Source organism: Sphingobacterium spiritivorum, assembly GCF_016725325.1.
Classification (GTDB): domain Bacteria; phylum Bacteroidota; class Bacteroidia; order Sphingobacteriales; family Sphingobacteriaceae; genus Sphingobacterium.
Map to the genome: position 1 here is coordinate 3,063,949 of NZ_CP068083.1, position 18,565 is coordinate 3,082,513.

The following is an 18,565-nucleotide window of genomic DNA, read 5'->3' on the forward strand; positions in this document are numbered from 1 at the left end:
TTTCGGACAGCAAATGCAAGTAGTCCTATCTTTTTAGATTAGCGCAAATGATACCAGAAGTGGAGTTGATTTTCGTAATCAAAAATCTCTTTTGCTTCAAACCCCAGTTTTTCCAGGACTTTTTTCGAATCCAGATTATTAATGTCCGATATCGCGTGGATTGGATAATGAGTCAGATTTGTTTTGGCATATTGCAGACAGGCTTTTCCGCTTTCAGTGGCATAACCCTGACCCCATGCTTCCTGAACAAAACGGTATCCGATATCCAGGTAGTCAATATGATTATTCGTCATGACTTTGATCAGTTTAAAACCTGACCATCCGATAAATTCATTGGATTCTTTTTGGATGACGGCCCATCTGCCGATTCCATGTTCCTGATATTGTTTTCGTATGAAAGCAATAACTTCAGAAGCCTGTTTTTCCGTTGTCAGCGGCTTTCCGCCGAGGTATCTGTGAACTTCCGGATTAGAATCTAATCTGAAAATGCCCTTACAATCAGAATCCTCCAGTTCCCTGATTATTAATCTTTCTGTTTCAATTATTACTTTTTCCATGTTAGATATGTCCTAAATTAAAAAAAGTCTCGCTTTACTGCAATACACAGGTTTCAAAAAATAAAAGATTAATGTCAGTTTTCTTAAATCTGAGTGTAATAATCTGTAAATTAAGGTAAAACGTTGTTAAGATACGTGGCTCTGAAGAAATATGTTGCGCTTAGCTGACAATTCCCTGTGTTTTACTGTGTAAGATGGTAATATATGCGGATAGAAATGAAGAAGGGTTGAAATTTGATGAAAGGAGGTGGGATTAAACAGGGTTATGCTTTGTAGTCTCCATTATTCCATAGTATATCTGTTATTTCAGTAATCCCGTATTCAAAGTAGTTTCCGTTTTTATCCTTATTACGTTGAAAAAGTTTAGGATTATAAGTTTTGAAATTTAATTTTAAGAATTTGTCAAAATATCCGTTACCAAAGGTAAGATGTATATGAAACATAGAATGAAACGAATTTGAGCTGTCTTCGGACTCTTCATAAGTTTTTAATCGGCGTACTATTTCCGAAAGCTCTTCCAAAGAAATATGATCTACTTTTTCAGGGTCGGGTAGGCTGATGTCAAAAGCCAATGTTTCAGCTCCGCTTTCTTCCCACCATTCCCAGAGGTTAAATGCTGACATTTCTTTGCCTGTAAGAAGATGTAAGTGTTGTTCAAGCCTTTTGTATTCGACCAGTTCTTCATCTCCCTGTTCATCACAATAATCAGTATAGTCGAGAATAAGCTTTAAAATCTGCGGATAAAGTTTTTCTGCAATATCAAGACGAGGCTCTATTTCTTTTCTCAATTCCATAACATTACGGTTTCATTTAGATGAGTTCACTTAATAAGAATTCTTTCACTATTGGAATATCTGCTTCTGCCCAGTCATAGTCCATCAGCTGCTGTTTAGAAACCCATAAGGCTTGTGCATGTTCTTGCGGAGTGAGTTGTCCACTTCTAACGCTGCATACAAAAGGAAATAACTGCAGGGAAAAATCAGTATAATGATGCTCTACCATTTTTAAAGGTTCATTTACCTCTATATGCAGATGTAATTCTTCTTTAATTTCCCTTATCAGGCAATCTTTTTTACTTTCTCCGGACTCTATTTTTCCTCCCGGAAACTCCCATTTTAAGGGTAATTTCATCTTCTCAGACCTTTGACAGATCAGAATTTTTTCCTGATGGATAATGATTGCACAAGTAACATATAACATATGAAGTGAAGATACACAAATCTGAATGGAGGGTCAATAAGAAAAGTAAATCGTGTAATGTAGGAGATAGGAGGTAGGGAAGGGGGACAAAAAATTACCAGACCATGTCTAACGCACTTAACATGGTCTGGTAACGAGTTTATTTTTTAGCGTGCTCGGTTTCAAATTTACCTGAAGCTTCATTCACACCGTTAGCCATTACTTCCAGCGCATTGTTGATATTATTCAGTAATTGCTGCTCTGTAGCAGGATCCTCTTTTTTGTTTTTGCGTAGATCAATTAGTTTAGGATAGTCTTCCGCAACAATTTTTTTGTATCCCTTTAATCCTGTAAGAATTGCAGTCTGCAGGTTGGCATCACCATTAAAATCACCGATTTCTTCTACTTTCTTGATATCTTTATCCAGAGCTGTGCTCCATTCCTGTTGTACTTTTCCTGCTTTGTCGAAATCTCCTGCCTGCATTGCACTGTTCATTTCTGTGATATTTTTTTCTCCACCATTAATGACAGTCATGAGTTCATTGTTGTACTCTACAGGATCTTTTTTTGCACCACAGCTCATAATCAACAGAACCGGTAGCATCAGCAAACTTTTTGAAATAATGTTTTTCATGTTTTTTGAAATTAGTTTATACATATGATTGCCTCTTTCATTCAGGCACATTACAAAAGTAGAGCTAAATGAAAAGCGATAGTATCCCCAAAATCAGTGATTTTGATTGTATGGATATTATTTCCGGATCAATCCGTATTCTAAAGCTAATCCGATAACAGAGGCGATGTTTTTTACCTTAAATTTTTCAATAAGATTTTTACGGTGACTTTCGACCGTATGGGTACTGATAAAGAGTACATCTGCAATTTCCGTTGAGGTAAGACCTTTGGCTGCCTCCTGTAGTATTTCTTTTTCCCGACGCGTTATTTTGGGAACATTGCGGAGACCTTCGGCAGTCTTCTTATCCATGATGAGTTTTGACTGCGCACAAAGAAAACGCCCTCCATTGTATACCGTCTGAATACCGGTAATGATTTCGGCTCCTGAAGCATTTTTCTGAATATAGCCTGATGCACCTTCAGTCAGCATGCTGTTGATAACGGCAAATTCGTTATGTACACTGAGCGCTATAATCTTCATTTCAGGGTGTGCTGATTTGAGTTTAGCGACGAGTTCTATGCTGTTGATATCCGGAAGGTTAATGTCTAGCAGCAGAATATCGGGTTGTTTTTTCTTTAGTCCGCTTATCAGAGACGCTCCGTCTGTAAAGCAGGCTGCAAGATTGAGGTCGTCTTCTGTAGCGAGTACATTTTTTAAACCTTCCAATACCATTGGATGGTCATCTGTGATCATAATTTCTATCATACTTCTTAAGCGTTGGGATCAAGTGGAAAATCCAGTTCTATTGTTGTACCTATATTATGTTGAGAATGAATATTTATTTTTCCTTTTAAAAATGAAAGCCGGGTTTCCACATTATGCATACCAGCAGATTTTTTACCGTTTAGTTGTTTCGGATCAAATCCTTTGCCATCATCTTCAACAGTTATGTGCAATCTGTTATCATTTTCGGATAACTGTACAATAATCTGGCTTGCTTCTGCATGTTTTATGGCATTATTTACCAACTCCTGAATGATTCTGTATACTAATATCTGCCGCTCCTGATTGAGTGGAGTTGTACAATTTACAAATTCGGCTGAAACCTCTAGTTTTTCGCCTGACATTCGTGCTGTATATTCTGTGATAGTTTCCTGCAGGCCATATTTTATCAGCAATTCCGGCATAAGATTATGAGCGACTCTTCTTAGTTCCTGTACAGCAATATCTATCTGATCCAGAGAGGAGCTGATCGCATTTTTGAGATCAGGTTTTTCAGCTTTTTCGCTGGCACGGGACAGTCCGATTTTTGTTCCGGATAGCAGTCCTCCCAATCCGTCATGCAGGTCCCTGGCCAGCCTGGATCTTTCTGCTTCCTGGCCTTCCAACATCGCTGTAAGATTGGATATTTTGCTGTTCTGTTTTTCTCTTGCCAATTCCAGCAAATGCATGTTTTCGTTTTGTTTCAATGTTTTTGAGCGCTGCCTGTACGCATATAAAAGGAGGAGGGCACTAATGAAAAATGCGCAAACTAACAGGAAATAAAAAGTATTGATACGGGTTTTATAGTCAAGTTGCTGTTTGGATGAAAAAAGCTCATTAGCCCGCTGTTGCGTCTCCAGACGGGAAAGCCGGAGTTCCTGTCCTCTTTTTTCAGCTTCCAGCTGCACGACCTCCAGCTGTTGTTTTTGGTTTTCCTCATTCAGTTTCATGTTTTCCAGCTGCTGCATTTGCTGTCCGGATAAGGCATGCATAAGGGATAGCTGCTGTTCTTTTTTGTCGGCCTGCAATTGCATCTGAATAAGCAGTTGCTTTTGTCTTTCTTTTTCAAACTGAGCTTCCAGACGACGCCCCAGTTCCATTTTTTCTGAATTGTATACGGCTTCAAATGCAGCAATGTATTGCTTGTAGTAATGTATTGCCTGTTTGTAATCTCCTTCTTCTTCGTAAAGTTCAGTTAGCTTTTGAAATAAACTCATAGCAACTCCCTGATCGATAAAATTTTCCTTCATTAATGCCGCTAATGATGCCAGAAGGTAATCTTTAGCCTCGTCACGTTTATTTTCTTGAAGGCTGAATTCAGACAGGATTCCGTAGGCGGCTGCGACATGGGTGTATTGCTGTGTTTCCTTTCCCTTTTCCAGTGCCAGCTTTGCATAGTTCAGCGATTTTTCTCTATAAGAGTCCGGATAAAACTCCATATACAGATTGGCCAGATTTATAGCAGCAAAGGACAGATCTGAAGGAATCGCCATCTTGTTTTTTTGCTGCTGATAGGTGTTAATGGCGGAGAGGTAATACTGTTCAGCAGCTTTTAGTGCTTTTTGATCAGTACGATTCTCCTTGTGCTGTTGCTCATACATATATCCCATCAGCATATATGCGTCAAAGATACTCATGGGATCTTGTCTTATTTTGGCAACCTCCAGCGTTTTTTCAGCATACTGTTTTTGAAGATCATATGCTTTCCAATTGGAATATATCGTACAAAGTTCTTTATATATAGCTGTTTTGCGGTTAAGAACCAGTTCTGTATTCGGCACTTTGTCAAGTAACGTTAAAGCATTCTGAAAACTTTTTACAGCTAAAGCTTCCTGTTCATCCCGCACTTGTAACCAACCTTCACAATATATCACATAGCCTTTTGTAATGATATCGCTGGTTTCATTGGCAAAGTGTTTTGCTTTTTTTATGTATTGATCAGAAGCCGTTTTATTGTTGAGTATGCGGCTGTTCATTGCAGCGATGCTGTTCAGATATGCCGCATACTGACCGTCTTTCTTCTTTTCAGCCACCCGGATGTTTTTTTCCAATAAGCGGAAAGCCTCTTCCTGACGATTATTGAAGAAAAGCGTCTGCGCATATTTTCCTGCCAGCATAAGTTGATCGGTACTTTCAGGGATAGCCTTTTTGTAACGGATTTCGGCCTCTTCTATAGCAGATTGAGCTCTACATATGTGGGATACAAATAGTAAGAATATACATAATATACTACTGACAAGATAAATAGAAATCGATTTGTTCATTACGTCACTGCCTTGGCTGTCTGTTGAAACGGTTAAAATATAAAAATGACGGGATTTTCGGGTAAAGAAATCTTAAAAATAATAAGATAGCCAATATTTACTTTGGAAGACAGCGTATTATTTCACCAGACAGAAATTATCTGCTATGAGGATCGTAACATGGGTGCAAAATGTGCTTTACAACTTGTAAAATGGTGTAATTCTATTTCGTATCCTTTTTAGATAATCTGATTCTCTTTGTAGATCTGATTTTCTTCGGAGTTGTATCCTGATTTTGTAACGAATCTGAATAGTTAACAATTTTAAACGGATTGAAACTGTACTTTTTCTGATTAAACGGAGATATTTCCGGGAGCAGCAAATTATTCTGCAACAAATTCAGTGAGCCGTCCTCATGCAGCGGGTAAACTCCCTGTACTACTGAAATAGTTCCACTGCTCATATTAATAATATGATTGCCATGTATTGCAGAGATTGTTCCGTTTGAATTTATAATATGGTTGCCATGTATTGCAGAAATTGTTCCGTTTGAATTTATAATATGATTTCCATGTTTTGCAGAAATACTGCCATCTGAACTAATGATATGATCGCCATGGATGGCAGAAACGGTTCCATTTGAATTTATAATATGACTTCCGCTTACAACAGAATGTGTACCGTCAGGATTGACAACTACCTGTGCAGACACTGCTGCTAAACATAAAAGGAATAATCCGGTGAAGATGAGCTTTTTCATAAGAATAGTCTTTGCTATAAATATAACATATTTTTCTGAGTTTCTGTTTTTCAGGTTCTTGTATGATTTACTTTTTTACAGAATATGTGCTGTATTTTATTTCTCTTTTGCTAAAATTGTATTTTTCATTTACCATATCAGATATAGAGTATGAGCGATACCCCAATATTACGTCAGGCCGGAATAGCAGATATAGATAGAATCTGGACCATTTTGCAGCAGGCTATTGAATTGAGAAAGCAGGACGGAAGCCGGCAATGGCAGGATGGATATCCAAATTTAGATACAATCCGTCACGATATTGAATCCGGATATGGTCACATTTTATTTCAGGAGGATGCTATTATTGGATACGTTGCTGTAATCTTTGATGGTGAACCTGCTTATGATTCATTGGAAGGGAAATGGCTAAGTGATCAGTCTTATGCCGTTGTTCACCGTCTGGCAGTTGCACAGGATATTAAGACCAAAGGCACAGCTACATTTATCATGCAACAGGTAGAAGCTGTAGCTGTTGCAAATAAAGTATATAGCATCAAGGTGGATACTAACTACGATAATCTGGCGATGCTACGCATTTTTGAAAAACTTGGCTATAGTTATTGCGGTGAAGTATATTTTAGAGGAAGTGCCCGTAAAGCATTTGAGAAATTGTTGCCGGTAAGTTAGAGCATAAAATTTGGATAGTCATTAATTTTTAATATGAAAAATATCAGGATATTGTTGTTCGCCATGATGATTTGTAGCGTACAATTGGGATTTGGACAGACTAAGTCTGCAAATGAGAAGGAAACATTTGAGAAACCTTATCATCCGGAAGCGGATGCTCAGAAAGACATAGATGCTTTGGTTGTAAAAGCACAAAAGGAGAATAAGACTATCATCATTCAGGCAGGCGGTAACTGGTGCATCTGGTGTCTGCGCTTTAATTCCTACATTCATGAAACTCCGGAAATCAAAGATCTGCTGGACAAGAACGTATTGTATTATCACCTTAACTATTCACAGGAGAATAAAAATGAAGCAGTCTTTCAGAAATATGCTCCTGAAGGCGGAAAATTAGGCTATCCTTTTTTCATTGTGCTGGACAAGAATGGTCAGGTGTTGAATGTACATGATAGTGGAAGTCTGGAAGCCGGAAAAGGTTATGATAAGGAAAAAGTTCTGGCTTTTTTCCGGAAATCAATTACCCGGTAATCCTTCATTGATTCTTACTTTTTAGTACCCGGCCTTTTCTTCATTATCGCAAGATAACTTGAACTAAAGGCTGCAGCGCTTTTGTAACCTACCAAATAAGCGATTTGCTTGAGTGTATATTTTCCGGAATCGCTCAATTCTATACTTTTGATGATACGAATCAGCTGTATATACTTCTGTACGGTAATTCCTGTTTCCTGTTTAAAAATCCTTTCCAATGTACGTACAGATAAATTTGCGATCTCACTTAATTGCTGAATCTGTAGTTGTTCGTGAAAGTGCATATTGATATAAGCACAGACAGGGAGTAATCGTGTGTCAGCAGGTATAGGAATCTGAAGACTATCCGCTTCTCTGCAAAAGTGAGGCAGACTAATGAGCAGAGCATGTAGAAAAGCATCCTCCTCCGGATCCGGATCCGTCTGCTGACTCCACTTTTGTGCATACAGAAGCATTTCCTTAAGAATAGCTGGTGCAGCAAATACATGGATGTTTTTATAAAAAGCTTCCGCCTGGTTTTCATGGAACAATACTGTCATTAAATTCACAGTCTGTGCTTCGGACGTGGTACGATGACTGACAGATGAAGGAATCCACATCACATGATTCTGTGGTAATAAGTAGATCTTCTGTTCCATATGTACATATTGATATCCCTCTTCTACATAAAGGAGTTGCGCACGACTGTGTGTATGTTCATAGTCATCATGTTTCCAGTCTTTTTCATACCATACATACGCCTGCTTGCTGATGGTGTCAGAAAATTCGCCTTGTTTTTGTTCCAATAAGCCACATTTCGTGTCGTTTTTCATAACTTTTTTGGCAAAATTAATAAAAGCGCCTGTCTTATCTTTGCATTGTACATTTATTTTACAAACAGATTAAACACCAAATTGTATTAATATGAGAATAGGAAGAATGGTTTGCTTAATGATAATGGCTATGATTATGACAAATAATATAGAAGCGCAGGAAGATAAGACCAAGGTTTTGGTATTATTCTATTCTGATAACGGAGGTACATATGAATTGGCTAAAGAAGTCGCTAAGGGTATCGAAAAGAATAGTAAAGCGATTGCAGTAATCAAGCAGACTGCTGTTTCTGCTCATCCGTTGTTAAAGAATATTCCGGTAGCATCCGTGGAGGAGCTTTCCGCATATGATGGTATTGCTTTTGGCTCACCGGTTTATTTTGGTAATATCAGCACAGGTATGAGTGCGTTTCTGTCAAAGACTGTAGAAATATGGCAGCGCCACAGTCTTGAAGGTATTCCAGCCACTGTTTTTATGTCTGCAGGAAGTGGTGCAGGACGTGAGCTTGCTATTCAGGGATTTTGGAATAGTCTGGCAGTGCATGGGATGATTATTGTACCCAGTGGTATCAGAGGTTATGAACATATAGATAAATCAACTCCTCAGGGAAATACCGTGTTAGGTACGACCAGTCTCGCCTCTTTGAAGAATGTTGCAAGACCCAGCGAAAGTGAGCGTTATCTTGCTCAGTTGCAGGGAGAGACTATTGCAAAAGTGGCATCTGCTATGAAAGGAGCATTTGTTAAAAAAGAGAAAGCGCCCGCGGCAGCAACAGCAGTAAATAATAATATGTTAAAAGACCAGGGGATTACTTTGCCTGAAGTACCGGCTCCGGCGGGTAATTATAAGCCCTTCGTAAGATCGGGTAATCTGGTATTTATCAATCAGGTCGCTTTGAAAGAAGGAAAGATTGTACATCCCGGCAAAATAGGAGTAGAGATCGATGAGGCTCAGGCTAAGCGAGCTACAGAAGTGACAATGTTAAATGTATTGGCTGTCTTGAATAATGCTGTGGACGGTGATCTCAACAAAGTAGTCCGTTGTGTGCAATTGACCGGTATTTTTAATACGAAAGACGGATACAGCAAGCACGCTGACCTGATGAATATTGCTTCTGATCTTACCGTCAAAGTTTTCGGCGAAAGAGGTAAACATGCCCGTGCTACGTTTGGTGCATCCTCTTTGCCGGTCAATTCTGCTGTAGAAATACAGGCGGTATTTGAGATCGAATAAATTCCTGTTCTCCAGTTATAAAAAGATTAGAATTCAGCGATTCTGCTCAGATCTTGTAAGGTCTGAGCAATACGGTTTATTTTATCCGCTTCTTTTGTAGCAGAACAGATTCTTTTTATAATAGATTTTCTCTCTTTTTCGGGGAGATTCATAAAGCATCTGTATAAAGCAGGTTCATCTGTAAGACATGCTTTGAGTTCTTTCGGAATTTCTATATCCGAATTATCACGGAACAGTCGGACATGTACCTGATTTCCCTCTTTTTTATTTATCTTTTTTCTGATATCGGCTTTAAGTGGTAAAAATAATATACCATTTCCCATGGCCTGCAGATTATAATGCCGGATTTCATAATGATCAATAGTTCCGCTAACTTTGACCCAGCCAAATTTAGCATTCCTGTCTTGCGCTATTTCCGGTAGACGAATAAAATGCCAGCCGCCTTTTCCCTCAAATTTTTCTATGTTATATATGTTGTCTACAAGAAGATCGGAGCCTTCTGTTCCTTTTTGAATTATAGTCATCCTGCAAAAGTAATGATACCGGTGACAACCCTATGTCAACAGGGAAATTGAAGCAAAATAAAATAGCAGGTGCCCATATTGTAATAAATTGACTGTTAAAATATTTTGAAACAGCTAATATAATTAGTAATATTGCTAATATAATTAGTTTATGTCGGATCGAATAAAACAAAAACTGGAAATACTGGCTGATGCCGCCAAGTATGACGTAAGTTGCAGTTCCAGCGGAAGTAATCGTAAAAATACAAAAAACGGATTAGGCGATACAGGAGCAGGTATCTGTCATACCTACACGGAGGACGGCAGATGTGTCTCCTTACTGAAGATTCTCCTGACCAATCATTGTATTTTTGATTGTGCGTATTGTGTTTCCCGTAGCAGCAATAATATTGAGCGCGCAGCTTTTACGGTGCAGGAAGTGGTGGATCTGACCATCAATTTCTACAGACGTAATTATATAGAAGGGCTGTTCCTGAGTTCCGGTATTTTTAAGAATGCAGATTATACGATGGAGCGGCTTACAAAAATAGCAAAGAAACTTAGACAGGAGCACAATTTCAATGGTTACATTCACCTTAAAACAATTCCCGGTGCTTCCGATGAACTGATGTTCGAAGCAGGCTTGTATGCAGATCGTCTGAGTGTAAATCTGGAAATTCCTACGGAACAGGGGCTTAAACTTCTGGCTCCTGAAAAGAACAGGGCAGATATGGATAAGCCGATGGGCTATCTCAAAAACGAAATTATCCGTACCAAAGAAGAAAAGAAAATTATCCGGTCCACCCCCAAATTTGTTCCCGCCGGGCAGAGCACGCAGATGATTATTGGGGCATCGGGAGAATCTGATCTGCATATTATGAAGACCGCAGATCATTATTACCAGCATTATAACCTTAAGCGTGTTTATTATTCGGGTTATGTACCTGTTTCCAATGATAAAAGGCTTCCCGGATTAGGCTCTGAAGTTCCGATATTACGTGAAAACAGACTGTATCAGACAGATTGGCTGTTGAGATTTTACGGATTTAAGCGAGAGGATATTCTCAATGAAACTCATCCCCATCTGGATTTGGATATAGATCCCAAACTTGGATGGGCATTACGCCATATGGATCAGTTTCCTGTCGATATTAACAGGGCATCTTATGAAATGATTATGCGTGTGCCGGGTATAGGTGTGACGTCTGCAAAAAAAATTGTAGCTGCAAGGAGGTTTGGCGCATTGCGTCTGGAAAACCTTCAGAAAATAGGCGTGTCTGTTAATAAGGTTAAATATTTTATCAGCTGTCAGGGATTTGTGCCTTTACGGTCGGATAAGCCAGCTGAAACAATCAAGCACTATATTCTGACCTCCGGCAAATCCAAATATGAAAAAATGTTCAATCAACAATTGACCTTGTTTTAGTTTGAAAAAGTATGATGATCATCGCATATGACGGGAGTTGGTATGGATTAATGACATTAATCTTTGAGGTGTATGAATACCGGATGGATGTTCATGCCATCAGTAGAAACAATGAAACAACTCAGCAACATTTATTTGGGGAGAAACATCTGGTCTATACGGACAGTAATAAAGCAGAGAGGGTGCTCAAAGGAATTGTTCTTAAAGCAGGGAAGGATGTTGTGCAGGAACTTTACTGCGCTTACCTTTCCGAACAAAATGATATAGAATTACTGATCCTCCGTCTGGTTCAGTATTATCTGGGATCAAAGGTAAAGGTATCCGCTAATTATGGACATGAAGATGTGTTGAAACTCAAGCAAATTACGAAGTCAGTATCCCGCGAACGTCACCGGTTTAAAGCTTTTGTGCGGTTCAGACAAATGGAGGATGGACTATATATGGCCAGAATAGAACCTGATTTCAATATTTTACCACTAATCAGTTCGCATTTTAAAAACAGATATGCGGATCAGTTGTGGCTTATTTATGATGTGAAACGAGATTATGGAATCTACTATGACAAGTCAGAAGTGACAGAAGTTCATTTCGATTTCATTCCTTCAGATCAAAATGTAATGGATAAGGCACATGAAAATGAACTATTGTATGACGATTTGTGGAAGAGATATTTTCAGAGTGTAAATATTAAGGAACGGAAGAATATGAAACTCCATATACAACATGTACCCAAACGATATTGGAAATATCTTAATGAAAAATCGCTAGCTTTGGGGTGACAAATTCAGGAACACCAACGCATCCTTATCAAATTTCATTATTCATCTTAAAGGCGATTGGGATCTATTAAGCAGTTACTATATTATATTTTAAAATTTGTATTTCCATGATAATATTTGACATTATACCTGCATATGTGAATGCATTTATTTTTGTTTTTCTAGCCGTTCTGCATGTATACTGGGTTTTAGGCGGAGAATGGGGAATCGCGGGCACGATACCAACAGATAGTAACGGAAGACGCATCTTTGTGCCACGGAAAGGCGGTACCTTATTCGTTGCTTTAGGACTTTTTCTGTTTGCGGGAGTTAATCTGATGTATATTGGTTTTCTTCAGTTGAACATTGAGGAATCTTTATTACGCTATGCAATTATTGTTGTTGGTGCTATCTTTTTGCTACGTGCTATTGGTGACTTCAGATATGTGGGGATTACCAAACGATTTACGCAAACTACTTTTGCTGTCAGAGATAAATGGATCTATACTCCTTTATGCTTGTTACTGGTTCTGGGACATATATTGCTGTTGCTGTGATATGTGCTCTTTGGCAAAATTCAAAGGCCCCGACAGTATTTTGCTGCCGGGGCCTTTGGATGTATAATATGTAATAAGATATTTTACTTCATTTCCAGTAATTGAGAGAACACTTTTCCATTCCAGATATAGGTTTCCTGTTTTTTTGTAATCGTGAGTTTAGAATCTTCTTTGTCCGGATCATCTGCCTGTCCCTCTTCAATTAGTTTGTACACCATATTTGGTTCTTTTTTATGTTCGGAGGGAAAGAGTATTTTTTCTTCATAATAGAAAATTCCGGCATCACTTACAGTGTAACGCTTTGGCATGTCGATAAATTCACTGCCATTCCAGCCTACATAATAATACTCACTTGGAATACCACAGGCTTCACCAGCAAATTCAAGTCTTAGGATATTTTTCAAACCGTCCAATCCCATGTTAGGTAAAAGCTTACTCTGAAAAAAGCTTTGATCAAGGTAATCATAGTGAAAATTATATTTACTGATCAATTTTCCGGTCTTATCCAGTAACTTGACATCACAGCTATAATATGCGGGTGTTTCATTGCGTTCAGGAACAAATCTGTCAAAACCAAATATATACTGATTACCTTCATTATCTACCTGTTGTCCCAAAGCCAATAATCCTAACCAGATAAACCCTTTTTTTGTTTCATTATTCTTTTGGTAGGAAACTTCATGCCAGGGTGCAGAAAATCCTTTTACTTTATTACCATTGTATCCCGGACTTAAGATTTTTACGGCTGTTCCTACAGTTACTGAATCTATGAGTTTGGCTGTAGTGTTAGGATAATCCCGTATGTATGCCTGATCCGCTATAACATATGCTGTGGCACCCTGATCAATATTCCAGAAGTTATACTCTTCATTTAAAGCGTATGCTGCAGGTTGTTGCTGTGCATGAATTTTAAATGAAAAGATTAAAGTAAATGCAAGTAGAATGTAATTTTTCATGTTGTAAAGTTAGGGTTTAGTTTTTAGAATTAATAAAATAAATAACAGGTTGCTTTTTGATCTCGAGTTTTATCTCTTTTAATTCTAGTGAAAGAGTTTGTCGATAGGAAAGGTTGTAAAGTAGTTCTCAAATCTTTATATTTTTGCAGGTAAAGAATCTTTAACAGTATGCTTATGGAAAGTCAAGCTATACGAATTGAACAGGTAGTCGCTCCGCGTACCTGGAATATTCGGCAACGTATTCTTTATCCTGATGGATCATTGAAAGATGTACAGATTGATGATGATTTTGAAGGAACTCATTTTGCGGCCTATTTAGGTGACGAAATTGTTGGAGTAATTTCTGTTTTTCGTTATGAAGACTTGTTTCAGTTCAGGAAATTTGCAGTTTTAAAAAATCATCAGCACAAAGGCATAGGGAGTCAGTTGTTGCTTGCCGTTTTTGAATTTTGTCGTCGTTATGATGCAAAAGCGATCTGGTGCAACTCCCGTCTTGATGCAATGGCCTTTTATGAAAAGTTTGGTATGCAAAAAACTGGGGATACTTTTACCAAAAACAATATTCGCTATGTCCGAATGGAATTGATACTTTGATGTAATTCATCCTGATCGGGGTTACTTACTCTATAAAACCTGATGTTCAGCAATGCTGCCGGAAGCTTTCTGTCTCTTTGTAAATGATATCCCTCAGACATAGCTATTCTTTTATATTTTTAGACATTTTAATAGTAAAAAAGATTTAACTTAGTATTTATCCTATTATTTAAATAAACTATATTAAAAAGTATGGAAAATAAAAAAATGTCAACATTACGTCGATTTCAGTTCGCTTGTATGGGTTTGGCTTGTGGTTTGTCTCTTTTGCCCTCATCGCTTGACGCATGTACACGTTTAGTCTATAAAGGACCTGCTAATACTATAATAACTGCCCGTTCAATGGACTGGAAGGATGATATTCCGGCTAACCTTTGGGTTTTTCCGAGAGGTATGAAGCGAAACGGTGAAATAGGAGCATATTCGCTGGAGTGGACATCACAATACGGTAGTTTGATAACCAGTGCTTTTGATATTGCGACTACTGACGGAATGAATGAAAAAGGATTGGTTGCTAATGTATTGTGGTTAGTAGAATCAAAGTATGAAACATTTAATCCGAAAGATGGAAAGAAAGGACTGGCTATATCTGCCTGGGCGCAGTATATGCTGGATAATTTTGCTACTGTAGAAGAAGTGGTCAATGCGATGCGCAAGCATGATTTTGTGGTTGTGTCAGATGTAATTCCAGGAACCGATAAGTTTACAACTTTACATCTTTCTGTATCTGATGCTAAAGGCGATAATGCAATTTTTGAGTATATAGATGGTAAACTGGTTATTCATCATGATCCTTCCTATACTGTGATGACTAACTCTCCGGTGTTTGATCAACAATTAGCGTTAAGCAATTACTGGTCTTCTATTCCGGGAAACATTATGCTGCCGGGTACTAACCGTGCTGCTGATCGTTTTGCGAGGGCTAAATTTTATCTCGGAGCTATACCGCAGACAGATGATACCCGAGTAGCTGTAGGAAGTGTAATGAGTGTTATTCGTAATTGTTCTGTTCCATTTGGTATTTCTTCTGAGCAAGAACCTAATATATCATCCACACGATGGAGATCATTGTCGGATCATAAAAATCTTGTTTATTATTTCGAAACAGTCCTGACTCCAAATACATTCTGGGTAGATTTGAAGAAATTAGATTTTAGTGAGAAGGGCAAAGTATTAAAGCTTTCAGTTGCTCATAATGAAACGTATTCGGGAGAATCTTCCGGCTCATTTAAAGTAACTGCTCCGTTTAAATTTGCAGGAGCAAATTTTTAAAATAAGCAATACTTTTTTATCCGGATTTGTTCTTTTAAAATAAATTCTGAGTAAAAATGGACCAAGACCATTAAGTAAAAAGTGGCTATAAAGTCTTTATTTATGGCCGCTTTTTTAGTTTATAAATATGGAGGTATATAACCAAAAAAAGGAAGACTTGAAAAAATAAAGAACCGGAATAGGGGGAGTAAGTGTTCTATTATGGAGGCTGTTTTTATGACAAAGTTTCGTATATTTATATGTGACCTGCAAGTTCACTAACACAAAAACCTAAAAAGAAAATGACCGACAAATTAGAAATTGAAATATCAAACGGCGTAAAAGATTTAGATATCCTTAAAGACAGAGGTTTATCAGAAATTAAGGATCTAATGCTGATTTTCTTCAAGCCGATTTCGCTGAAGTTCTTGAAAAATTTTACACACCTGGAAAGACTTACACTCTCAGGTAGCATAAAGGATTTTTCCCCAGTATCCGAATGTTTGACATTGAGAGAATTGCAAATTTCAGGTGGAAGTCTCGAAAATTTAGATTTCATAAAAAGTCTATCCATAAAATCTCTTACTATAGATACTTTTAAATCAAAAACTAAAGACTTTACTGTCCCAAATATAAAATCACTCGAAAAACTTGTCATTTCAGAAGTTCCATGTATTGTAGACCTGACATTTTTGAGTGAGTTTGAAAGCTTAAAAAGCTTAATGCTATTTCATCTTAAATCAAAAAATCTTTTTAATTTTTCAAAACTGACAAACTTGAAAGATGTATCCTTGGTAAGTATGAATTATTTATCCGGTCTGAGCGAATTGAAGGATGCAAAAGGTCTGGAACAATTACGTATTACCAATCAAAGATTTGGTGCCTCCAAGCCTAAAATAAATGTAAAATCAGAGCTTCTAAAAATTCTTTCTGACCTTGTAAATCTAAAAAGTGTGACATTGGATGATCAGACAAGTAGTAATTTCGTAATGACTTATAGTGGTGAGGAAATTGGTAAAGTATTAAACAATTGACAAAAGCCCTGATGGCTAAAAGGGATTTCCTCCAGGTAAGCTGATTGAAACTGTATATATATTTGTGGAGATAATATGGAAGGAATTTACAAACCACTATCCATGAATTCAGTGTCCTTTTTCTAAATTTGAGAATAATTGAAATTAAATAATTATGGCTGAAGGCAATATTATCATTTACCAAACAGAAGATGGGAAAACCAAAATAGAAACAAGACTTGAAAACGAAACTGTTTGGCTGACAATTGAGCAAATGGCAGAATTATTTCAAAAATCTCGCTCAACAATTAATGAACACATAATCAACATTTATAAAGAACAAGAACTTGAAGAGGGCAGTTCTGTTAGAAAAATCGGAATTTCCGATTTTTCTACCAAACCAACTAATTTTTACAACTTAGACATCATAATATCAGTTGGATACAGAGTTAAAAGTCATCAAGGAACTAAATTTAGACAATGGGCAACAGCCCGGCTAAAAGAATACCTTGTAAAAGGTTTTACACTTAATGACGAATTATTAAAACAAGCCGGAGGCGGGAATTATTTTGACGAACTTTTAGCTCGTATCAGAGATATTCGTTCATCAGAAAAAGTGTTTTGGAGAAAAGTTTTAGATATTTATGCTACAAGTATTGACTATGATCCAAAGCAAGAAATATCCATTCAGTTTTTTCAAACTATTCAAAATAAGATGCATTGGGCTGCTCACGGAAATACAGCTGCTGAAATAATTTTCAAAAGAATTGATTCTAATAAACCAAACTTAGGTTTAACGACATTCAAAGGTGAGAAACCTACTAAACAAGACACCGAAATTGCAAAAAACTATTTAGATGAAAATGAACTAAATATTTTAAACAGAACTGTTTCAGCTTACTTAGAACTTGCAGAATTACAAGCCTTAAACCAAAGACCGATGTATATGAAAGATTGGGTTGAACGTTTAGATGATTTTCTAAAAATGACTGGTAATGAGGTTTTACAAAATGCAGGGACAATAAGTCACAAACAAGCTCTGGAGAAAGCTAAAATGGAGTATGAAAAATATAAAGAACTGAATAAAAATATGCTTACAAAAGTGGAAGAAGATTTTGTAAAACATATTGATAGAACAAGCAAAAGTATCGAAAACAAAAATCGAAGACCATAAAGATGTAACCTGATAAGCACTTTGTAAACATCCAAACATTGGTATAATTGCTTAAGAGTATTTACTTAAACAAAAAACGCTCTCCATACATTGGATATGGAGAGCATGCAGAACTTTTTTAAGTTCTTATTTTGGGAGTATCGGTTGTTTTTTGAATGAAGCCAATTCTTCTTCAGCCTTCTTCATTAGCCATTCATAAAGCTTGGCACCATGGCTAAGTCTTTTTACTCCAAGTTCTCCCAATTCGTCATATTGTGGGAGGTTAGGCGTGAGAAAGACGTTCAATGGTAGAGCTACTTCGGTTGTAAATTGCTGAATATCTGCTTTTGTTTCAATAACAGGTACAAATATACCATCTGCTCCCGCTTCCTGATAAATCAATGCACGTTCGATAGATTGCTTCAACGCATTTTCCTGCTTGGTAACATACGTATCGGTCCGGGCATTAATGTAAATATCGGTTACAGATTTGATGGCCTTTATCTTGTCGGCCAGTAATTGTGAACTTCCAAGACTGCGTTTGCCGTTTTCAACCTGACCATCTTCCAGATTGATACCTGCGACACCTATATCGCTAAGCTTTTTCACATATTTGGCTACAGTAGCCGGATCATTAGCATATCCTGCTTCAAAATCTACAGACACAGGAATTTTAACTGCTTTAACAATGCGTTCTACGATAAAAAATAATTCTTCGAAGGCTATATTCTCTCCATCTTCATAACCAAGAAGGTTGGCTATCGCATGGCTGGAAGATCCTAATGCTGCAAATCCTGCTTTTTCAGCAAGTTGAGCAGAATGTGCATCCCATACATTTCCTAATAAAAGAGGTGTAGACTGTTGATGTAATTGTTTGAATAAGGATTGTGACATAGACTTTTTTTGTTGATTATAGTTATAAAACGCCTGTATAGTACGAATTGTTTTGGGAAAAAGTGATCCATGTTATTGAATGATTAAAATTCAGCACAAA

The 18,565-nt window shown here is 37.4% G+C and carries 21 protein-coding genes; 10 read left to right on the forward strand and 11 right to left on the reverse strand.

What is annotated here, in order from left to right; translation table 11 throughout:
• Window positions 1–38: 38 nt before the first annotated feature.
• The 7 genes from I6J02_RS12785 to I6J02_RS12815 form a co-directional block, all read right to left on the reverse strand.
• A complete protein-coding gene (locus I6J02_RS12785; protein ID WP_201678275.1) occupies window positions 39–557 on the reverse strand; it encodes a GNAT family N-acetyltransferase in 519 nt (172 codons plus the stop codon).
• 263 nt (window positions 558–820) lie between these two features.
• Window positions 821–1,351 carry a hypothetical protein gene (locus I6J02_RS12790; protein ID WP_201678276.1) on the reverse strand — a complete coding sequence of 177 codons (531 nt, stop codon included), beginning with the start codon at window positions 1,349–1,351 and terminating at the stop codon, window positions 821–823.
• 16 nt (window positions 1,352–1,367) lie between these two features.
• Window positions 1,368–1,688, reverse strand: a complete 321-nt coding sequence (locus I6J02_RS12795) for a (deoxy)nucleoside triphosphate pyrophosphohydrolase (RefSeq protein ID WP_236581854.1) — start codon at window positions 1,686–1,688, stop codon at window positions 1,368–1,370.
• A gap of 208 nt (window positions 1,689–1,896) precedes the next feature.
• Window positions 1,897–2,370, reverse strand: coding sequence for a hypothetical protein (locus I6J02_RS12800; RefSeq protein ID WP_201678278.1), 474 nt, complete (start codon window positions 2,368–2,370; stop codon window positions 1,897–1,899).
• Window positions 2,371–2,487: 117 nt separating this feature from the next.
• Window positions 2,488–3,117, reverse strand: a complete 630-nt coding sequence (locus tag I6J02_RS12805) for a response regulator transcription factor (protein WP_201678279.1) — start codon at window positions 3,115–3,117, stop codon at window positions 2,488–2,490.
• 5 nt (window positions 3,118–3,122) lie between these two features.
• The gene (locus I6J02_RS12810) at window positions 3,123–5,378 is read right to left on the reverse strand and encodes a sensor histidine kinase (protein ID WP_201678280.1); all 2,256 of its coding nucleotides are present in this window, start codon (window positions 5,376–5,378) and stop codon (window positions 3,123–3,125) included.
• A 202-nt stretch (window positions 5,379–5,580) separates the two neighbouring features.
• Complete coding sequence (locus tag I6J02_RS12815) at window positions 5,581–6,117, reverse strand: hypothetical protein (RefSeq protein WP_201678281.1); 537 nt, start codon at window positions 6,115–6,117, stop codon at window positions 5,581–5,583.
• A gap of 150 nt (window positions 6,118–6,267) precedes the next feature.
• On the opposite strand from I6J02_RS12815, the gene I6J02_RS12820 reads away from it, so the two are divergent.
• The gene (locus I6J02_RS12820; protein ID WP_201678282.1) at window positions 6,268–6,786 is read left to right on the forward strand and encodes a GNAT family N-acetyltransferase; all 519 of its coding nucleotides are present in this window, start codon (window positions 6,268–6,270) and stop codon (window positions 6,784–6,786) included.
• Window positions 6,787–6,819: 33 nt separating this feature from the next.
• Window positions 6,820–7,314: a thioredoxin family protein gene (locus I6J02_RS12825; protein WP_201678283.1), complete on the forward strand. Its 495-nt coding sequence runs from the start codon at window positions 6,820–6,822 to the stop codon at window positions 7,312–7,314.
• A 14-nt stretch (window positions 7,315–7,328) separates the two neighbouring features.
• Here the strand turns inward: I6J02_RS12825 and I6J02_RS12830 are convergent, their stop codons facing one another.
• Entirely contained in the window at window positions 7,329–8,126 is a 798-nt protein-coding gene (locus I6J02_RS12830; protein ID WP_201678284.1) for an AraC family transcriptional regulator, read from the reverse strand.
• A gap of 136 nt (window positions 8,127–8,262) precedes the next feature.
• Between I6J02_RS12830 and I6J02_RS12835 the strand changes: the two genes are divergently transcribed.
• Entirely contained in the window at window positions 8,263–9,360 is a 1,098-nt protein-coding gene (locus tag I6J02_RS12835) for an Atu1372/SO_1960 family protein (protein WP_236581855.1), read from the forward strand.
• A gap of 26 nt (window positions 9,361–9,386) precedes the next feature.
• On the opposite strand, the gene I6J02_RS12840 is transcribed toward I6J02_RS12835, so the two are convergent.
• Complete coding sequence (locus I6J02_RS12840; protein ID WP_201678286.1) at window positions 9,387–9,884, reverse strand: DUF1905 domain-containing protein; 498 nt, start codon at window positions 9,882–9,884, stop codon at window positions 9,387–9,389.
• A 151-nt stretch (window positions 9,885–10,035) separates the two neighbouring features.
• On the opposite strand from I6J02_RS12840, the gene I6J02_RS12845 reads away from it, so the two are divergent.
• From I6J02_RS12845 to I6J02_RS12855, 3 genes are all read left to right on the forward strand, one after another.
• A complete protein-coding gene (locus I6J02_RS12845) occupies window positions 10,036–11,289 on the forward strand; it encodes a putative DNA modification/repair radical SAM protein (protein WP_201678287.1) in 1,254 nt (417 codons plus the stop codon).
• A gap of 11 nt (window positions 11,290–11,300) precedes the next feature.
• Window positions 11,301–12,068, forward strand: a complete 768-nt coding sequence (locus tag I6J02_RS12850; RefSeq protein WP_201678288.1) for a TIGR03915 family putative DNA repair protein — start codon at window positions 11,301–11,303, stop codon at window positions 12,066–12,068.
• A gap of 107 nt (window positions 12,069–12,175) precedes the next feature.
• Window positions 12,176–12,604 (forward strand): DUF3995 domain-containing protein, encoded by a 429-nt coding sequence (locus I6J02_RS12855; protein WP_201678289.1) that lies wholly within the window; start codon window positions 12,176–12,178, stop codon window positions 12,602–12,604.
• Window positions 12,605–12,687: 83 nt separating this feature from the next.
• Here I6J02_RS12855 and I6J02_RS12860 read toward each other — a convergent pair whose 3' ends face one another.
• The gene (locus tag I6J02_RS12860; RefSeq protein ID WP_201678290.1) at window positions 12,688–13,560 is read right to left on the reverse strand and encodes a hypothetical protein; all 873 of its coding nucleotides are present in this window, start codon (window positions 13,558–13,560) and stop codon (window positions 12,688–12,690) included.
• A 174-nt stretch (window positions 13,561–13,734) separates the two neighbouring features.
• On the opposite strand from I6J02_RS12860, the gene I6J02_RS12865 reads away from it, so the two are divergent.
• From I6J02_RS12865 to I6J02_RS12880, 4 genes are all read left to right on the forward strand, one after another.
• Window positions 13,735–14,154 carry a GNAT family N-acetyltransferase gene (locus I6J02_RS12865; RefSeq protein ID WP_201678291.1) on the forward strand — a complete coding sequence of 140 codons (420 nt, stop codon included), beginning with the start codon at window positions 13,735–13,737 and terminating at the stop codon, window positions 14,152–14,154.
• Window positions 14,155–14,346: 192 nt separating this feature from the next.
• The gene (locus I6J02_RS12870) at window positions 14,347–15,426 is read left to right on the forward strand and encodes a linear amide C-N hydrolase (RefSeq protein ID WP_201678292.1); all 1,080 of its coding nucleotides are present in this window, start codon (window positions 14,347–14,349) and stop codon (window positions 15,424–15,426) included.
• Between the two features lie 281 nt (window positions 15,427–15,707).
• Window positions 15,708–16,439 (forward strand): hypothetical protein, encoded by a 732-nt coding sequence (locus I6J02_RS12875; protein ID WP_201678293.1) that lies wholly within the window; start codon window positions 15,708–15,710, stop codon window positions 16,437–16,439.
• 154 nt (window positions 16,440–16,593) lie between these two features.
• Window positions 16,594–17,592, forward strand: a complete 999-nt coding sequence (locus tag I6J02_RS12880) for a virulence RhuM family protein (protein ID WP_201678294.1) — start codon at window positions 16,594–16,596, stop codon at window positions 17,590–17,592.
• 126 nt (window positions 17,593–17,718) lie between these two features.
• Here the strand turns inward: I6J02_RS12880 and I6J02_RS12885 are convergent, their stop codons facing one another.
• On the reverse strand, window positions 17,719–18,465 hold the full coding sequence (locus I6J02_RS12885; RefSeq protein ID WP_201678295.1) for an isocitrate lyase/phosphoenolpyruvate mutase family protein: 747 nt from the start codon (window positions 18,463–18,465) through the stop codon (window positions 17,719–17,721).
• Window positions 18,466–18,565 lie beyond the last annotated feature (100 nt).

Bases quoted from the DNA above. Each gene is read 5' to 3' on its own strand.
- I6J02_RS12845 (WP_201678287.1), top strand. From the start codon at position 10,036: ATGTCGGATCGAATAAAACAAAAACTGGAAATACTGGCTGATGCCGCC.
- I6J02_RS12855 (WP_201678289.1), top strand. From the start codon at position 12,176: ATGATAATATTTGACATTATACCTGCATATGTGAATGCATTTATTTTT.
- I6J02_RS12850 (WP_201678288.1), top strand. From the start codon at position 11,301: ATGATGATCATCGCATATGACGGGAGTTGGTATGGATTAATGACATTA.
- I6J02_RS12785 (WP_201678275.1), bottom strand. From the start codon at position 557: ATGGAAAAAGTAATAATTGAAACAGAAAGATTAATAATCAGGGAACTG.
- I6J02_RS12870 (WP_201678292.1), top strand. From the start codon at position 14,347: ATGGAAAATAAAAAAATGTCAACATTACGTCGATTTCAGTTCGCTTGT.
- I6J02_RS12815 (WP_201678281.1), bottom strand. From the start codon at position 6,117: ATGAAAAAGCTCATCTTCACCGGATTATTCCTTTTATGTTTAGCAGCA.
- I6J02_RS12800 (WP_201678278.1), bottom strand. From the start codon at position 2,370: ATGAAAAACATTATTTCAAAAAGTTTGCTGATGCTACCGGTTCTGTTG.
- I6J02_RS12880 (WP_201678294.1), top strand. From the start codon at position 16,594: ATGGCTGAAGGCAATATTATCATTTACCAAACAGAAGATGGGAAAACC.
- I6J02_RS12875 (WP_201678293.1), top strand. From the start codon at position 15,708: ATGACCGACAAATTAGAAATTGAAATATCAAACGGCGTAAAAGATTTA.
- I6J02_RS12805 (WP_201678279.1), bottom strand. From the start codon at position 3,117: ATGATAGAAATTATGATCACAGATGACCATCCAATGGTATTGGAAGGT.
- I6J02_RS12885 (WP_201678295.1), bottom strand. From the start codon at position 18,465: ATGTCACAATCCTTATTCAAACAATTACATCAACAGTCTACACCTCTT.
- I6J02_RS12835 (WP_236581855.1), top strand. From the start codon at position 8,263: ATGACAAATAATATAGAAGCGCAGGAAGATAAGACCAAGGTTTTGGTA.
- I6J02_RS12865 (WP_201678291.1), top strand. From the start codon at position 13,735: ATGGAAAGTCAAGCTATACGAATTGAACAGGTAGTCGCTCCGCGTACC.
- I6J02_RS12790 (WP_201678276.1), bottom strand. From the start codon at position 1,351: ATGGAATTGAGAAAAGAAATAGAGCCTCGTCTTGATATTGCAGAAAAA.
- I6J02_RS12820 (WP_201678282.1), top strand. From the start codon at position 6,268: ATGAGCGATACCCCAATATTACGTCAGGCCGGAATAGCAGATATAGAT.
- I6J02_RS12840 (WP_201678286.1), bottom strand. From the start codon at position 9,884: ATGACTATAATTCAAAAAGGAACAGAAGGCTCCGATCTTCTTGTAGAC.
- I6J02_RS12795 (WP_236581854.1), bottom strand. From the start codon at position 1,688: ATGAAATTACCCTTAAAATGGGAGTTTCCGGGAGGAAAAATAGAGTCC.
- I6J02_RS12810 (WP_201678280.1), bottom strand. From the start codon at position 5,378: ATGAACAAATCGATTTCTATTTATCTTGTCAGTAGTATATTATGTATA.
- I6J02_RS12830 (WP_201678284.1), bottom strand. From the start codon at position 8,126: ATGAAAAACGACACGAAATGTGGCTTATTGGAACAAAAACAAGGCGAA.
- I6J02_RS12860 (WP_201678290.1), bottom strand. From the start codon at position 13,560: ATGAAAAATTACATTCTACTTGCATTTACTTTAATCTTTTCATTTAAA.
- I6J02_RS12825 (WP_201678283.1), top strand. From the start codon at position 6,820: ATGAAAAATATCAGGATATTGTTGTTCGCCATGATGATTTGTAGCGTA.